Raw genomic sequence first — 14,691 nt, 5'->3', positions numbered from 1 at the left:
TTATTTCCCTATGGGATTGCTTTTATCCACAGAAAGCTGACGAGTGAGGAATATCACGGCATCCTCCAGCAGAAAAGGGCATTTTATAGGAACAAGGGGGAGCGTGCAAATGGCTGAAATCTTATCAAATATACAGGTGTCACACGATGTGTTCCGGATGAAGGTGGCCGGGGAATACGAGGGGAAGCCGGGCCAATTCTTTATGGTGAGAAAAGACCGGGGGCTGCCACTGCTGCCAAGACCGCTGAGCATCTTCGATTTGCAGAGGCAGAAGCATTATATTGAGTTCCTGTATCAGGTTGTTGGTGAAGGAACACGACAGTTCGCCCATCTTAGAAGAGGAGATGAGATTGAACTCACGGGACCGCTAGGAAACGGCTTTCCTATACATGAAGGAAGAACTGCATTGGTGGGTGGAGGGATTGGGATCGCCCCGCTGTATTATACGGCAAGTCATTTACTGCGGCCTGATCTATATTTGGGTTTTCGTGAGGAACCTTATGTAATTCAGGCGTTCAAGTCCTTGGGATTGTCCATGCAGGTAACTGTTGGGGGCAGCATTCTCGATCAGCTGAATATGAATTCATATGATCATATTTATATGTGCGGACCTGAAGGAATGCTGAGAGCAGCACAGAGGATGCAGACCGAGCAGGGGTATAAGGGGAATTTGTATCTGTCCCTTGAGAAAAGAATGGCTTGCGGAATTGGCGCATGCCTGGTGTGCAGCGTCAAGACGAAGTCGGGTAATCGGCGCACCTGTGTGGAAGGCCCCGTATTTACCGCCCAGGAGGTGGAGATCGATGCTTGATTTAAGCTGCACTCTAGCAGGAGTACACCTAAAGAACCCGCTTATCATGGCTTCAGGCACATTTGGATTTGGTAAGGAGTATACAAGATATTACGATATCTCAAAGCTTGGCGGAATATCGGGAAAGGGGCTTACGCTAAATCCAAAACAGGGAAATTCGGGTCTGCGGATATATGAAACCGCGTCAGGGATTATGAACAGCGTGGGGCTTGAGAACCCTGGTATCCCTGCGTTTCTCGCGAATGAAGCGAACGATTGGGAGAAGCTGGATCTGGTTCGAATTGTGAATTTGGGTGGCGACGATATTGACCAGTATGTGGAGGGTGCGAAGCTGATCAGAGAAGACTGCCGGGTACGCCAAGCCAGAGGAGCCAGAGCCGTGGACATGATCGAGCTGAACATTTCCTGTCCGAATGTGAAGCAGGGCGGAGCCGCCTATGGGATCAAGACGAGGGACGCGAGAGAGGTTGTACAAAGAGTAAGGGACGCAACTTCAATTCCGCTTCTGGTCAAGCTGTCGCCGGACGCGGAGGATCTGGTTGGAATGGCTGGGATGTGTGAAGAGGAAGGGGCAGATGGAATCACACTGATCAACACGATATCTGCCATGAAAATTGATGTATATGCCCGCAAGAGTGTATTTCAGAGCAAATATGCTGGCCTGTCTGGTCCAGCGGTTAAACCGATTGCGCTGCGTATGGTCCACCAGGTAGCTTGTCAGGTGAACCTGCCGGTGATCGGAGCAGGAGGTATATCCTGCGCTACGGATATCGTGGAGTTCATTATGGCAGGGGCCGCCGCTGTCCAGGTAGGCACACATAATTTCATCCGCCCGCAGGCTGGAGAAGAGCTGCTGAATGGGCTGATTGATTTTATGAATGCGGAAGGCATTTGTTCGCTGGACGAAATCCGGGGAATTGTGTAACTAAGGGGATGAATACATGTCCGGCTTTGAATCGTATATGGGCAAGGAAGGAATCCGGCTGGTGGCTCAGGAGGTGGGCCGGGATATCCTGCTGTTAATTACGGGCGGGGAAGCCCATATTGGGGCTGTATCGACCGCCTACCGAACAGAGGCAGGGACACAGGTGCATACGACAGCCATTCCTGGGCATAAGGAGCAGCTTCTTAGCGCAGACTTTGCCCTACAGGCATCCATGCGGCTGAACCGGACGGTAACGATTGTCATGGGAATTCACTATGATCACTTGAGTCCAAGTCAAATCGAGTCTGTGTGCATGTTGGCTGAGCGTGAATTGGAATTTTTTTTGCAAACCGAATCTCCTTCAAGTTATGATAAGAGCAGAGAGGCAAACGGTTAGGGCGAAAAAATATTGCAGAAATTTGAAACGTCCTTCCCACTTGCTGCGTAAACCTAATCATAAAACATATTTATTCCTGGGAGGAAATTCAAAATGTCTATTTTCAAAAGATTACGCGACCTAACGATGTCTAACATTAACGCTCTTATCGATAAAGCCGAAGATCCGATTAAACTGACGGATCAATATATTCGGGATATGCAGGAAGATCTGGAAGACGCAGAGAAATCCGTAGCCGCGCAAATTGCTATCGAGAAGAAATTCAAGCAGCTTTATGAGGAGCAGGAAGCTCTCGCTGCGAAGCGTAATGAGCAGGCCCATGCGGCGGCTCAAGCACAGAACGTCGACCTGGCCCGTCGTGCCCTTGAAGAGAAGAAGGCTGCTGAAGTGAAGCTGGCTGAGTACAAAACAAGCTACGAAAGCAACAAAGCCGCAGCAGACAATCTGCGTGACAAGCTGGACCAAATGCGCAAGCAGCTTACCGAAATGAAGAACAAGCGCGAGACTCTGGTTGCCCGTTATAATGCGGCCAAGGCGCAAAACGAAATTAACAAATCGCTCTCCGGTATGAATTCTGATACGGCTGCTGCCGGACTTAAACGTATGGAAGAGAAGATGCTTCAGATGGAAGCTCAGGCTGAAGCCAGCAATGAGCTGTCGAATAAAGGCAAATCCCTTGATGATGAGTTCGCTGAGCTGAATAAGGATAAAGCGGTTGAGGATGAGCTGGCTGCCCTGCTCAAGCAGTACGAGAAATAATCATCTGCGATACGCTGATGAGCGAAGGAGAGACAATTCATTGTTTCTCCTTCGTTTATGAGAAGCCGATTATTCGTAGCGGAAGCTGAACATGAGAAATAAGGAGCCTGAGCATATGAGTGTATTGAAGAGAATCGGCAGATTGTTTGCCAAGCCAGAACCCCCGGCACGGGAGAAGAGTATGCTGGAACTAAGCCCTGGGGACATTTGTGAGGTGTCGCTTGTTACTTATGAGGTTGTCGGAAGCGTTCGCAACCCGGGAAGAAACGCGGCGATGCTGTCCTTGCAGGACGGCAACGATATACGTTATTTGCACATTGAAGAGCGCGAAATTTTGCAGTATGCTTTATACGAGCCCATTGACGGGCGGCTCGATAATCCGAATGAAGTGCCAACAATCATAGATCTGGACGACAGATCCTACCATCTGGATGAGGAATATGAGGGGAATGTGCATATCAAAGGCAGAACCCCTTTCCGCCAAGGCGGAGAACAGCATGTGTGGCAGTATCAATCCGACGATTATCGTTTGCTCAGGATTGAATGGCAGGATGGGCGGTTTATGCTCTATGAAGGGGATAAAACAATCCCGGGAGATGTGAAGGTCATCCGTGCCTCTTAGGAGTGATATATAGTGAAGAAAGGCTCATCTTTATATGTTAAGCTGGCTCTGATTCTCAGCCTTCTGGTCTCCCTGCTGGCTGGCTGCGGAACTCCAAATGTAAAGGAGAATTACCCGCTGGAATCGGTTAACCGTGAGGGGAATTCGACCTCTTACGTATACAGGGCGGCGGGGGAGAAGGTTCCGGAAGTTGCTGCGGATATTATAGCCGAGCGTGAGCCCGACCAGAAATCACCCGTGAACGATGATCATATGTTCCTGGTTTATGGCAAGGAATATTATCATCTGCAAAAGGACCCGAAAAAACCAGAAGATACACTGATTGAAGTGGATTCGGAACAGTATGTTAAGAATAATTACGATTCCAGCTTCCTGCAGGGTTATCTGGCCGCTTCCATAATTGGAAGCCTGTTTGATACTTTTGGTGGACATGGTTCATACCGCGGGTACTCTAGCAAGGATACTTATAAGCCCAAGCAGGACTATCATGCGCCTACGAAGGATGATAAGAAAGCGGCCCCTCCTCTAACGGTAGAGAAAAAGGGATCGATTACAAGGCGCGGGGGATCAGGATCGAGCGGCGGCAGCAGTTATGACGGCAGCTCCGGGTCCGGCTCCAGAGGAAGTATAACAAGGAACAAGGATGGCAGCGGTTCAAGCTCCGGCTCGTATTCATCACCTAAGAAATCCATAACCAAACCTAAGACACGGTCAGGGTCCGGTGGTATTACGAGAAGGAAGCGATAGTGAACTCACCGTCCGTGGAATAAAGCATGCACTCAGTGCATGCTTTTTCTGTTAATTAAGATTGCAATCTAAGCATGATAAGTGATAATAAGTAGTGAGATATCATTTTACATCTTGCCTATGGGTAATTTCCAAATTCAACTTATATAGATTGTTCTTTCACTAAAGTTTAAATTGTCGACAATCAAGGGGGCTCCTTCATGACTAATCCAAATCCATCGTCTAAAATGCACCGCTCTGCTATACAAGTAAAAGAAGCGCAGGCATTAATTCAAGCGCATGTTAGGCAAGGAGATACCGAGATCATTGATTTAGCTGATGCCCGGGGCAGGTTTCTGGCACAGGAGGTTACCGCGCCACATCCATATCCACATTTCCGGCGTTCAGGAATGGATGGTTTTGCAATCATCAGCAGTGATACCTTGGGGACAAGCACAGAAAATCCCATCCTGCTGGAGGTGGTGGATGAGATTCCAGCTGGCTCGCTGCCTTCCGTTGCTATAGTGCCGGGCACCGCCTCCAGAATCATGACAGGGGCTAAGGTTCCTGACCAGGCCGATGCGGTTGTAATGCTTGAAATGACCGAAGCTATAGAGAATCAGGGACGGACGCTTATCCAACTGAAGCGGGAGATAGAACCCGGGAAGAACATCACTCCTGTCGGATTTGAGCTCTCTGAAGGCGATGTGATTATGGAAAAGGGAAGGGTCATTTCCGCTGGGGAAGTTTCAGTGCTGGCTACCTTCGGGATTCATCAGGTCCAGGTATATAAGCGGCCCAGGGTCGCTTTGTTCTCTACAGGCTCTGAGCTGCTGGGCATTGAGGAGCCCATTCAAGATGGGAAAATCCGCAATAGCAATACGTATATGCTGGCCTGCCAGATCCGCGATGCCGGGGGAGAACCGGTTATCCTTGATGCGATACCCGATGATCTGCAAATTGCGAAACAGCGTGTGGAGGAAGCGTTCCAGTACTATGATATCGTGGTAACCACCGGGGGCGTATCCGTTGGGGACTTCGATATTATGGCTGATCTGGTGCGCGGTGACGATGTGACGATGCTGTTTAATAAAGTGACGATGCGCCCCGGGAGTGTAACCACAGCAGCAGTCAAGGACGGCAAAATGCTGTTTGCCCTGTCCGGAAATCCGGGAGCGTGCTTTGTGGGGTGTGAGTTGTTTGTACGCCCGGCCATTGGCATGATGCAGGGTAACACGCAGCCCTATTTGACGGAAATAACTGCTGTTCTGGGAAAACGGTACAATAAAATTAATAATTTCACGCGATTTGTAAGGGGAAGTCTGCAGGTTGAGGACGGGCAGTTAATCGCCCACCCGGCAAGTCTGGATGAATCCGGTGTGATGATTACGATCAAAGATTCGGATTGTTTGATTATTGTACCGCCTGCTTCAGAAGCGCTTGAGGCAGGAACCAAAGTGAGGGTGCTCCGATTAGCGGGGAGTTCAATATGAGCAGGCCGTGCGTGCCAGTCTTCCAGATCGTAGGTTACAAAAATACCGGGAAGACCCATCTTGTGTCCAGGCTGGTATCTCAATTTACGGCTGAAGGTCTTCGGGTGGCGGTGATTAAGCACGACTATCATGGATTTGAAATCGATAGGGAAGGGACAGATACCTATCAGATTAGCAAGTCCGGAGCCGCCGCCGTGGCGATAACTTCACAGAACCGCACCGCGGTGGTGGAAGAGCATGAACGCTCTTTGGGAGAATTGATTGACAGCTTTAATAAATACGATCTAATCTTGGTCGAAGGGTTCAAGCATGAAAACTATCCTAAGCTTGTGCTTATTCGAAGGGAAGAAGATACGGAGCTCTTGCGCAAGCTGGCAGGCATCCGCGGGACAGCCGTCTGGCCGTCTTTTATTGCCGGGGACTCACCCTTAGATTTGGAGTCATCCTTAAGAAGGTTTGACATCGGAGATACAACTGGAATTGCTGCTTATATCCGAATAGAATGCGGGTTGTGAAGAAGGGGAACGCCCGGAAGAATTGAGGAGCCTAATCTTCCGAGCGTCTTTCAATCGCATCAGACATCGTTTTGTCGGTGAGATGCGTATATACTTCTGTGGTTTCTGTTGAGGCGTGTCCAAGCTGTTCCTTTGTTTTATAAATATCATTTTGTAAGTAGTAGTCTGTTGCAAAGGAATGACGGAGCTTGTGCACGGTCAGATATGGCTTGCCAAACCGGCTGGCATACTTGATGATCATAGCTTGAATGGCCCGTTTCGTCATTCGCTTGCCCTCTTGTTGGCCGTTGGGAAGGGCAACGAACAAGGCCTTCTCCTTCTTGGGAGTTCGATACCTGGTGCTGCGGATCGCCAAATAGGCATGCAGCTCGTCCTTGCTCTGCTCCCGGAAATAGACAGGGGTCTTGAAGGTTTCGTCATTATTTCCCTTGCGGTATACATACAAAAGCTTGTTGGAGAGATCGATATCATCCATATTCAGATTGACAACTTCGGATACCCGCAGGCCTGAATTAAGGATCAGGCTGGCAATACAAGCATCCCGTTCCTTGTTCAGCTCATAGCTGTACAAGGCCTGTTTGTTATTCGCGATGTCCCGGCCATATCCCTCAAGAATATATCCGATGAATTCCAGCAGTTCATCCTCCTCCAGAATTTTGCCTTTAAGCTTGGCGGCTGTGTCTTTCGGCTTGTGGATGCGCTTGATTTCGACCTTGGCCATGATGTTGCGTTTAAGCAGAGGATAGAACTCCTCGTCCTCAGCAATTTGGCTTAAATAATGAAATAGGGAACGCAGCGAGGACATTTTGCGGGATACGGTAACTCTGGAGTTATGACCTTCCAGTCTGGTGGTTAAGTGAAGACGGTATCCAACAATATTATCCATTCGGAGCACCTCAAGTTCCTGAAGGGTCACCATGGAATTAGATTCAGCGGCCGACAGCCCCTCAGCCCGCAGCCAACCGAAGAATTGCTCATAATCCCGGATATACTCAAGCAGCGTGGATGGAGACAGGTCCGGCAGTTTATAATCAATGAACTGCTGTACGAACCATGGCATATGGATGATTCTTTCATCCAATTTTTTACGATCGGAAATTTTTTGTAAGTTCATAGACAGCTCCTTTTTAACACGGTTCACAGGTCCAAATACTATTTTTATTCTAACATATTTATATTGTTAACCTAAGGGGGATCACAAGTGCGGATTGAATTGGTCCAGGTGGGAGCGGACAAGAAGGAAATACTCCGAAATTTGATGCAGTTCTATATATATGATTTCAGCACTTTTTTGGATTTGGAAGTGGACGGAGCTACGGGTTCGTACCCATCCTATCCGGACCTGGATAAGTGGTGGGACGCAAGCTCTAGGCACGTACCATATCTGCTCAACTCAGGTGGGTACATCGCCGGCTTTGCTTCTGTGGAGCTTTTGGAAGGCAGGAGAAATGCGGATTTTTATATGACCGAGTTCTTTGTTCTGAGGAAATACCGCAGGCTCGGCGTTGGCAGCGATGCAGCCGTACAATTGTTCGATAAATACCAGGGGACATGGCTGGTCTCCCAAATTAGCACGAACCTTCCTGCGCAGATGTTTTGGCGTAAAATTATTAAGAAATATACCGCTGGAAATTATGAAGAGGACAGCCATTTCGATAACCGGCAAATTACCCAGCGATTCTCTTCGTGAGAGGTGCTGCAAGGTATCCAGCCATTTGTTTCTATATACCTACATCGGGCCCAATCTATCTGCGGATTGGGCTTTTAATTAGAAAAATACAACATATGAAAAATTCATAACAGCAAGATATAGGGGAGGAAAGAGATTAATGTATCTATAGGAGGAATAGATCAGAATAATATTCCCAACATATCCTGATAGAGAAGCAGCAGAAAAAAATAGAGGACAGTGAGGGGGGAGCTTTACTCTCCAAGGAAGTGGCAGGCTTGGCAGTCTTAAGAAAAATAAAGTGATTTTCTCCGATACAAGGAGCACGGGGATGACAGAAGCATTAATAGGAGCTAAATTGCCCTGGATTATAATTTAGTACTGAACCTATGAGGCAGGGAAAGCCGCGCAGCAACAATCGAGAAAATTATATGAGAAAAAAACACTATATGAAAAATTCACAATAATTAAACCGTATTCGTATTTAGCTACTTATAATTTTATGCTCCCCAACCACGTATTTATAACTCAAACAAACAGAACAAGTTAACAGCACCGGTATTCAATATATGTTATGTAAATAAGGTGATATCCGCCATTTCTCTTTTAGACAAGCATGCCAACGATGGTCATGTAACGATTATCAGCAATTACGTTTATGATAGTATAGAGATAATTGTTCAATTCACTCAGAACAGATAGGAGCCGTGCTCTGTGGGGTACGGTGACGGGTAGGAGGGGAAAGATAATGTACCGCATCTGGATTGTAGAGGACGATCCGAAGCTGGCTTCGCTGCTGCGGGCTTGTTTGGAGAAGTATGGGTTGGCAGCGCGGTGTGCGGATGATTTTGAAGATATAATGACGCATTTCCAGCAATACGAGCCCCATCTTGTGCTGCTGGATGTCAATTTGCCGAGTTATGACGGGTATTACTGGTGTCGGCAGATCCGTCAAGTGTCCACCTGTCCGATCATCTTCATCAGCGCCCGCACGAGTGACATGGATCAGGTCATGGCGCTTGAATACGGGGCTGACGACTATATGACCAAGCCGTTTCACCAAGAGCTGGTCATTGCCAAGGTGCGCAGCCAGCTGCGGCGGGTGTACGGCGAATATGCGGGGGAAGTACGGGAAAAGAAGATCGAGCAAGGCGGTCTCGCGCTTTATCCTGAACGGCTTGAACTGAAGTGGCAGGAAGCGACCGTGACCTTGACGCGCAAGGAGGCGGATCTGCTGGACTTGCTGCTGCAGCGCTATCCGCTGGTAGTCACCCGCGAAGTGCTTCTGGAGAAGCTGTGGGACGACCAGCAATTCGTAGATGAGAACACGCTGAATGTGAACATCGCCCGTGCTCGCAAGAAGCTTCAGGAGCTGGAGGTTACGGGCAGCATTGAGACTGTGCGAGGGTCCGGCTACAAGCTGGTGCTGGAGCCGTATGAACTGGGTGAGCCCGGATGAAGCTGATGATCCGCGAGCACTGGCCTTTGCTTGTCATGCATATTGTTCAGCTGACGCTGATTGTGGCGGTCTACTGGCTGGACGGATATCGAAATGCATATACCGCACTCTATTCGGTATTTCTCGGCATGGTCACTTTGCTAGTGTATGTCTGTTGGCGTTATACCAGCCACCGGGAGATGTACAATCGGCTTGAGAAGCCGCTAACCGTACTGGACGAGTCGGCGGCCGGTTCTGGTGGCGGCGCCCCAATCGCTAAGGCGGTCAGACAATTACTGCAGGCGCAGTATGCGCTGTGTATGGCCCGGATCATGGAGATGGAGCGCCGGCGGCGCCAGCATGCGACTTTCATTACCCAATGGGTTCATCAAATGAAAACGCCGCTTTCGGTCATCCACCTGCTGACCGAGAACGAGAGTGATCAGCGGCTGTCCGACATCCGCGATGAAGCAGACCGGATTGGGCGAGGGCTGGAAACGGTGCTGCATGCAGCCCGGTTGGAGACGTTCGAGGAGGACTTCCAAGCTGTGCTAGTGCCGCTCAAACGTGTCGTGCAAAAAACGGTTAACGAGCACAAGCGGATGTTCATTGTCAATAACTTATACCCTCAAGTTGAGGTGGATGACGAGCTGACGGTGCCGACCGACGAGAAGTGGATCGGATTCGTGCTGGCTCAATTGCTGTCGAACGCGATTAAATATTCGGCGGGCCGCGGCCGCACCGTCGCGGTTCGAGCCTGGCGCCAAGGCCCGGAAACCGTGCTAGAGGTGGCCGACGAAGGCATCGGCATAACGACGGCCGATTTAAAGCGGGTGACCCGGGCGTTCTACACCGGCGAGAATGGCCGTAAGTACCGGGAGTCAACGGGAATGGGACTGTATTTGGCGCAAGAGGTATGCAGCCGACTTGGCCACTCGCTTCAGATTGAGTCGACCGTTGATGTCGGCACCCGGGTCCGGGTTCACTTCCGGACCGTGCCTAACCTTACATCGATGTAAGCTGATTGAAAGCTTCGCCGATTGGTTCGCCCGGTGGGCCTTCGTATACTGAAGATGAGGAACAAGAATTCATTAGTTACATAATAAGGAGAGAGAATATGGAACTTCTGAGAACGACTCATCTGGGTAAAATCTACGGCGGCCAGGTCACACAGCAGGCGCTCGGCGATATATCATTCAGCGTCGAGAAAGGCGAATTTGTTGGCATCATGGGACCATCGGGCAGCGGCAAGACAACGCTTTTGCAGCTAATTGCCACGATTGACAAGCCGACTTCCGGCGAAGTGCTCATCGACGGGCAGAATCCGCATCTCCTGAGCCATAACGAGCTTGCCCAGTTTCGCCGGCAGCAGCTCGGCTTTATTTTCCAAGACTTCAATCTGCTGAGCACACTGACGATTCTGGAAAATATCGTGCTGCCGTTGACGCTGGAAGGCGCGAAGGTGTCTACAATGGTAGAGAAGGCGCACGCGATCGCAGACAAGCTAGGGATCACCGCCATTCTGGAAAAGCGGCCTTATGAAGTGTCCGGCGGGCAGGCCCAGCGGACGGCGATCGCCCGGGCGATCATTCATGAGCCAAAGCTGCTGCTGGCTGACGAACCCACAGGCAATCTTGATTCCAAGTCGTCCTTGGATGTCATGGAGACGTTAACGGCAATCAACCAGGCGGACGGTACGACGCTGCTGCTTGTCACACACGATGCGGTGGCAGCCAGCTACTGCCACCGTGTGCTGTTCATCAAGGATGGTGAACTGTATAACGAGATTCATCGCGGAGACAGCCGGCAGGCGTTTTTCCAGAAAATCATCGATATGCTGTCGCTGCTTGGAGGGAATGCGCATGACCTTTCGACAATTCGCGTTTAACAACGTCATGCGGAATAAGCGCCTGTATATGGCGTATTTTCTTAGCAGTGCGTTCGCGGTAATGGTGTTTTTCGTATACGGTGTCTTCGCCTTTCATCCGGGGCTGGCGCCGGCTGAGATCGGCGGTACAGCGACAATCGGATTGCAAATCGCCCAGGGGCTCATTTACGTGTTTTCCTTCTTCTTCGTCCTGTATTCCATGAGCGCCTTTATTAAGTCGCGCAGCAAGGAGTTCGGGCTGTTGACCATGTTCGGCATCACTAATATGCAGCTGCGGAGGCTCGTCTTTATTGAGAATATGGTGATCGGCTTAGGCGCCACGTTGACCGGCATCGCGTCAGGACTTGTGCTGGTCAAGCTATTGCTTCTGGCGGCGGAGTCGCTAATCGGGATCGACGAGAAACTGCCCTTCTACATGCCGTATCAGGCGCTCGCTCTGACCTTCGCTGCGTTCATGCTGCTTTTTCTGTTCATCTCGCTATTCACGGTGCTGTTCTTTCGCGGCAACAATTTGATTGATCTGCTTAAAGGGTCCAGCAAGCCTCGTCCCGAGCCGCATGCTTCGATCTGGCTGTCGCTCGCGGCGCTTGTGTTGATCGGCAGTGGATATGGCGTGTCGCTGGCCATCGATGGCCTGACAGTGGTGTATGCGCTGCTGCCGGTAACGGTGATGGTCGTCGTTGGCACGTACTTCTTGTTCACCCAATTAAGCGTGTACACGATTCGCGCCTTAAAGCGCAACCGAGAGGTGTTCTGGCGACGCACCAACCTGCTGTTCTTCTCCGATCTCGCCTATCGGATGAAGGACAATGCGCGCACTTTTTTTCTCGTGACGGTGCTGTCCACTGTCGCATTCTCGGCAATCGGTGCCCTTGTCGGATTCAAGACGGTTCTTATGGAGTCCATCCAAAGACCGTTCGCCTTCGAATACATCTCTTATAAAGACAACTCACCCGAGCGATCCGCCGCAGCGGTAGACTTGATCGAACGGGAGCTCCGCGCGGAAGGGATTGGCTTCACCAAGCTGAAGGCCGAGCTTCGCTCCTACAAGCTGGCCGGCGGCAACGGAGCAGTGATGATCGTAAGTGAGTCGATGTATAACAGCTTGGCTAAAGCTGCCGGAGGCAAGCCACTGCAGCTGGGGGCGAATGAAGCGGCGGTAATCCAGTTTAGTAAGGAGAAGGACGAGAAGGGCGAGTCGACCGGCGAGCGGGAGCTGGCGCTGGAGGGCGGTGGGGAACCGCTGCAGATCACGCAGAGTGCAGCGTTCTTCATTACAGGCTACAGCAAATACTACGTTGTGGATGATGACCGCTTCGCGCGGCTGCCAGCCCCGCAATCATCCGAAGGTTACTATGCGTTCGACGTCCACAACTTGGAGGCGACGGAAGCCGTCGGACAGAGGCTGCACGACAAGATTGGACGTTCCCAGAACGACAGCTTCTTCTCGTTGGCGTTCGACGTCAAGCAGCTGCTTCAGAGCTACAGCGCGGTGATGTTCGTCGGTTTGTTCGTCGGTGCGGTGTTCTTCGTGGCATCCGGCAGCTTTCTCTATTTCCGGCTGTACACCGATCTGGCCGACGACAAGGCGAAGTTCGCTTCGATTATGAAGCTGGGGCTGACCAGCCGTGAGCTGTCGAAGATCGTCACTCGCCAGATGGCGATTCTGTTCTTCCTGCCGATCGCAATAGCACTCATTCACGGAGCGGTAGCGCTAACGGCCATGCAGAGCATGTTCCATTATACGCTAGTCAAGGAGTCGGCAATTGTGCTCAGTGCGTTCGCGATCATCCAGATCGTGTACTTCATGTTTATCCGCAGCGGTTATTTGCGGCAGCTTCGGTCTGACATGACCGGCTAATCCCGGAGTAAATAACCATTGAAAGAGAAGGATTTCTATAAACGGTCCCGTTCAAATAGATGGAAGACTAGAGGAGACTGTCTTATAGAGCAGACTAAGGACGTCCTGCAAGCGCATCGCATCATCGCCATGATTTATCCAATGATGGACGAGAGCTTGTGGGACTTTTTTGGCATAATTTTGATATGAATTCAATTCAAGAAATCTGCGAGCGACAGAGACCTTATTACACACGGGGGACGTAGAGAGGAAAAATATCTATCCATATTGCTGCTATTGAACGACGATGTGAATATCTCGGGTTTCTTCTTCCAGGGAATATAGCAGCCACAGAAAAAGCTCATAGTTAACATAAAATATATTATGTTAACTATGAGCTCTTTAGTATACTTTCAAGCTTTTAGCCAATGTGGAATTTGAAACAATCTCACTTTCCTGTTTTAAATATTTCATTCTGCTGATCATATCCACTCGCCCTGTTTCTCCAATCTGAATGGCGGATGAAGATGTGACTTCATTGACATGAATCATGCCAATTTTCAACTTGCTTGATGTATTATCCACACTAAACATTGAATTATTAGATTCAGCCAGATCAGGTCCAGTTTTACTGAAAACTGAGAAATCAGAGAAGCTGCCCTCCCCATGCCTAAAGATGGGGATGCTCCTCTCCACGGAGATAGTCCTAGAGCAACCTCGGACGTTCGCTGTGCTGCCGCCAACAATGGCGGAACTGTCGGATACGTTTAATATATAGATTTGCTCTACTTTAAGTGCTCTGGTCATGATGATCCAAACTGATGTGCGGGAGGCAGCAGCACTGGCTTTGGTCCGCTTAAGGTTTCCTTGCTGGAGTCATACAGCGAGTAGAGCTGAAGCATTTGAGAATCTCCGGCATGGATGAGGGAAGAGCGGCTTACACTGATCACGCGGACATTTCCCACATATAAATCTTTGTTTATTACAGTTAGTTTCATATTCTTCACTTCCCTAGAAGAGTTTGCTCAATATGATAATTGAGAGCGGTTTGGATATCGCGTTTTAATTGCGCAGTCACCATATTTATTTTCTGATTCGTATCCGTTATGTCCGGAAGTGCATTCACTTGTTTGGCGTAGATGGCAATTCGGTCGCTAATTTGCCTGCGGATATCATCATATACTTGTTTCTTGTACTCGTCACTTAATGTGAGTTGGTGAACACTTAACATATAGTCGAACAGCCCGGGTACTTCTTCATCAATATACTTTAACACCTGAGCTTTTATTTTCTGGTTTATATCTGCCACTTCTGAATCTTTGGCTTCGGGAGATGCTGCAGGCTGATCACCTACAGCAATCTGGTCTATTGACTGGCCATTCCCCGGAGCCGTCCCAATATTTAAAGTCCCTTCGAGCTTCTCTATCTTGAGAAGGTCAAAATGATACTGAACCCGGTCAGCTGAGGCGGACTCCCGCGATTTCATTCCCTCTATGGTTTGTGACATACCTTTAATGGTCTCCTCGAGCTGGTCCAACTTTGCAGCAATAGACTGAAGTTGATTGATGATCTGCTGAAAATAGTATGGATGCACTGCAGCTCCCCCTT

Annotated in this window: 17 protein-coding genes; 13 read left to right on the top strand and 4 right to left on the bottom strand. The window is 49.6% G+C overall.

Features of this window, described 5'->3' with window-relative positions; translation table 11 throughout:
• Window positions 1–109 precede the first annotated feature (109 nt).
• From KJS63_RS00730 to mobB, 8 genes are all read left to right on the top strand, one after another.
• Window positions 110–811 carry a dihydroorotate dehydrogenase electron transfer subunit gene (locus KJS63_RS00730; protein ID WP_213617536.1) on the top strand — a complete coding sequence of 234 codons (702 nt, stop codon included), beginning with the start codon at window positions 110–112 and terminating at the stop codon, window positions 809–811.
• On the top strand, window positions 804–1,736 hold the full coding sequence (locus KJS63_RS00725; protein ID WP_213617535.1) for a dihydroorotate dehydrogenase: 933 nt from the start codon (window positions 804–806) through the stop codon (window positions 1,734–1,736). Before KJS63_RS00730 ends, KJS63_RS00725 begins: the two co-directional genes overlap by 8 nt.
• A gap of 16 nt (window positions 1,737–1,752) precedes the next feature.
• On the top strand, window positions 1,753–2,133 hold the full coding sequence (gene lpdD / locus KJS63_RS00720; protein ID WP_213617534.1) for a prenylated flavin chaperone LpdD: 381 nt from the start codon (window positions 1,753–1,755) through the stop codon (window positions 2,131–2,133).
• Between the two features lie 93 nt (window positions 2,134–2,226).
• Entirely contained in the window at window positions 2,227–2,892 is a 666-nt protein-coding gene (locus tag KJS63_RS00715) for a PspA/IM30 family protein (RefSeq protein WP_213617533.1), read from the top strand.
• Between the two features lie 115 nt (window positions 2,893–3,007).
• A complete protein-coding gene (locus KJS63_RS00710) occupies window positions 3,008–3,514 on the top strand; it encodes a DUF4178 domain-containing protein (protein WP_213617532.1) in 507 nt (168 codons plus the stop codon).
• Between the two features lie 9 nt (window positions 3,515–3,523).
• Window positions 3,524–4,261, top strand: a complete 738-nt coding sequence (locus tag KJS63_RS00705; RefSeq protein ID WP_374706247.1) for a DUF4247 domain-containing protein — start codon at window positions 3,524–3,526, stop codon at window positions 4,259–4,261.
• 200 nt (window positions 4,262–4,461) lie between these two features.
• Entirely contained in the window at window positions 4,462–5,733 is a 1,272-nt protein-coding gene (locus KJS63_RS00700) for a molybdopterin molybdotransferase MoeA (protein ID WP_213617530.1), read from the top strand.
• Window positions 5,730–6,248, top strand: coding sequence for a molybdopterin-guanine dinucleotide biosynthesis protein B (mobB, locus tag KJS63_RS00695; protein WP_213617529.1), 519 nt, complete (start codon window positions 5,730–5,732; stop codon window positions 6,246–6,248). Before KJS63_RS00700 ends, mobB begins: the two co-directional genes overlap by 4 nt.
• Before the next feature lie 31 nt (window positions 6,249–6,279).
• On the opposite strand, the gene xerS is transcribed toward mobB, so the two are convergent.
• Window positions 6,280–7,362 (bottom strand): tyrosine recombinase XerS, encoded by a 1,083-nt coding sequence (xerS, locus tag KJS63_RS00690; RefSeq protein ID WP_213617528.1) that lies wholly within the window; start codon window positions 7,360–7,362, stop codon window positions 6,280–6,282.
• Window positions 7,363–7,449: 87 nt separating this feature from the next.
• On the opposite strand from xerS, the gene KJS63_RS00685 reads away from it, so the two are divergent.
• The 5 genes from KJS63_RS00685 (at window position 7,450) to KJS63_RS00665 (ending at window position 13,104) form a co-directional block, all read left to right on the top strand.
• The gene (locus tag KJS63_RS00685; RefSeq protein WP_213617527.1) at window positions 7,450–7,938 is read left to right on the top strand and encodes a GNAT family N-acetyltransferase; all 489 of its coding nucleotides are present in this window, start codon (window positions 7,450–7,452) and stop codon (window positions 7,936–7,938) included.
• 727 nt (window positions 7,939–8,665) lie between these two features.
• Window positions 8,666–9,376 carry a response regulator transcription factor gene (locus KJS63_RS00680; protein WP_213617526.1) on the top strand — a complete coding sequence of 237 codons (711 nt, stop codon included), beginning with the start codon at window positions 8,666–8,668 and terminating at the stop codon, window positions 9,374–9,376.
• Window positions 9,377–9,381: 5 nt separating this feature from the next.
• The gene (locus KJS63_RS00675) at window positions 9,382–10,374 is read left to right on the top strand and encodes a sensor histidine kinase (RefSeq protein ID WP_244862457.1); all 993 of its coding nucleotides are present in this window, start codon (window positions 9,382–9,384) and stop codon (window positions 10,372–10,374) included.
• A gap of 98 nt (window positions 10,375–10,472) precedes the next feature.
• Entirely contained in the window at window positions 10,473–11,243 is a 771-nt protein-coding gene (locus tag KJS63_RS00670) for an ABC transporter ATP-binding protein (protein ID WP_068617563.1), read from the top strand.
• Window positions 11,218–13,104 carry an ABC transporter permease gene (locus tag KJS63_RS00665; RefSeq protein ID WP_213617524.1) on the top strand — a complete coding sequence of 629 codons (1,887 nt, stop codon included), beginning with the start codon at window positions 11,218–11,220 and terminating at the stop codon, window positions 13,102–13,104. Before KJS63_RS00670 ends, KJS63_RS00665 begins: the two co-directional genes overlap by 26 nt.
• 381 nt (window positions 13,105–13,485) lie before the next feature.
• Here KJS63_RS00665 and KJS63_RS26540 read toward each other — a convergent pair whose 3' ends face one another.
• Genes KJS63_RS26540 through gerPC form a run of 3 tightly spaced genes read right to left on the bottom strand, consistent with a single transcriptional unit; the run spans window position 13,486 to window position 14,677 of the window.
• Window positions 13,486–13,890 carry a spore germination protein GerPE gene (locus KJS63_RS26540; RefSeq protein WP_213617523.1) on the bottom strand — a complete coding sequence of 135 codons (405 nt, stop codon included), beginning with the start codon at window positions 13,888–13,890 and terminating at the stop codon, window positions 13,486–13,488.
• Window positions 13,887–14,081 carry a spore gernimation protein GerPD gene (locus tag KJS63_RS00655; protein ID WP_213617522.1) on the bottom strand — a complete coding sequence of 65 codons (195 nt, stop codon included), beginning with the start codon at window positions 14,079–14,081 and terminating at the stop codon, window positions 13,887–13,889. Before KJS63_RS00655 ends, KJS63_RS26540 begins: the two co-directional genes overlap by 4 nt.
• A gap of 5 nt (window positions 14,082–14,086) precedes the next feature.
• Window positions 14,087–14,677, bottom strand: coding sequence for a spore germination protein GerPC (gerPC, locus tag KJS63_RS00650; RefSeq protein ID WP_213617521.1), 591 nt, complete (start codon window positions 14,675–14,677; stop codon window positions 14,087–14,089).
• Window positions 14,678–14,691 lie beyond the last annotated feature (14 nt).

This window comes from Paenibacillus sp. J22TS3 (assembly GCF_018403205.1).
GTDB classification, from domain to species: Bacteria; Bacillota; Bacilli; order Paenibacillales; family Paenibacillaceae; genus Fontibacillus; species Fontibacillus tuaregi.
Note: the sequence above shows the minus strand (reverse complement) of the source record. Positions and strands in the feature narration are given on the sequence as shown.

What these genes read in the sequence shown, in the direction of transcription:
- KJS63_RS00730 (WP_213617536.1), top strand. Translation starts at nt 110, where the DNA reads ATGGCTGAAATCTTATCAAATATACAGGTGTCACACGATGTGTTCCGG.
- KJS63_RS00725 (WP_213617535.1), top strand. Translation starts at nt 804, where the DNA reads ATGCTTGATTTAAGCTGCACTCTAGCAGGAGTACACCTAAAGAACCCG.
- lpdD (WP_213617534.1), top strand. Translation starts at nt 1,753, where the DNA reads ATGTCCGGCTTTGAATCGTATATGGGCAAGGAAGGAATCCGGCTGGTG.
- KJS63_RS00715 (WP_213617533.1), top strand. Translation starts at nt 2,227, where the DNA reads ATGTCTATTTTCAAAAGATTACGCGACCTAACGATGTCTAACATTAAC.
- KJS63_RS00710 (WP_213617532.1), top strand. Translation starts at nt 3,008, where the DNA reads ATGAGTGTATTGAAGAGAATCGGCAGATTGTTTGCCAAGCCAGAACCC.
- KJS63_RS00700 (WP_213617530.1), top strand. Translation starts at nt 4,462, where the DNA reads ATGACTAATCCAAATCCATCGTCTAAAATGCACCGCTCTGCTATACAA.
- mobB (WP_213617529.1), top strand. Translation starts at nt 5,730, where the DNA reads ATGAGCAGGCCGTGCGTGCCAGTCTTCCAGATCGTAGGTTACAAAAAT.
- xerS (WP_213617528.1), bottom strand. Translation starts at nt 7,362, where the DNA reads ATGAACTTACAAAAAATTTCCGATCGTAAAAAATTGGATGAAAGAATC.
- KJS63_RS00680 (WP_213617526.1), top strand. Translation starts at nt 8,666, where the DNA reads ATGTACCGCATCTGGATTGTAGAGGACGATCCGAAGCTGGCTTCGCTG.
- KJS63_RS00675 (WP_244862457.1), top strand. Translation starts at nt 9,382, where the DNA reads ATGATCCGCGAGCACTGGCCTTTGCTTGTCATGCATATTGTTCAGCTG.
- KJS63_RS00670 (WP_068617563.1), top strand. Translation starts at nt 10,473, where the DNA reads ATGGAACTTCTGAGAACGACTCATCTGGGTAAAATCTACGGCGGCCAG.
- KJS63_RS00665 (WP_213617524.1), top strand. Translation starts at nt 11,218, where the DNA reads ATGACCTTTCGACAATTCGCGTTTAACAACGTCATGCGGAATAAGCGC.
- KJS63_RS26540 (WP_213617523.1), bottom strand. Translation starts at nt 13,890, where the DNA reads ATGACCAGAGCACTTAAAGTAGAGCAAATCTATATATTAAACGTATCC.
- KJS63_RS00655 (WP_213617522.1), bottom strand. Translation starts at nt 14,081, where the DNA reads ATGAAACTAACTGTAATAAACAAAGATTTATATGTGGGAAATGTCCGC.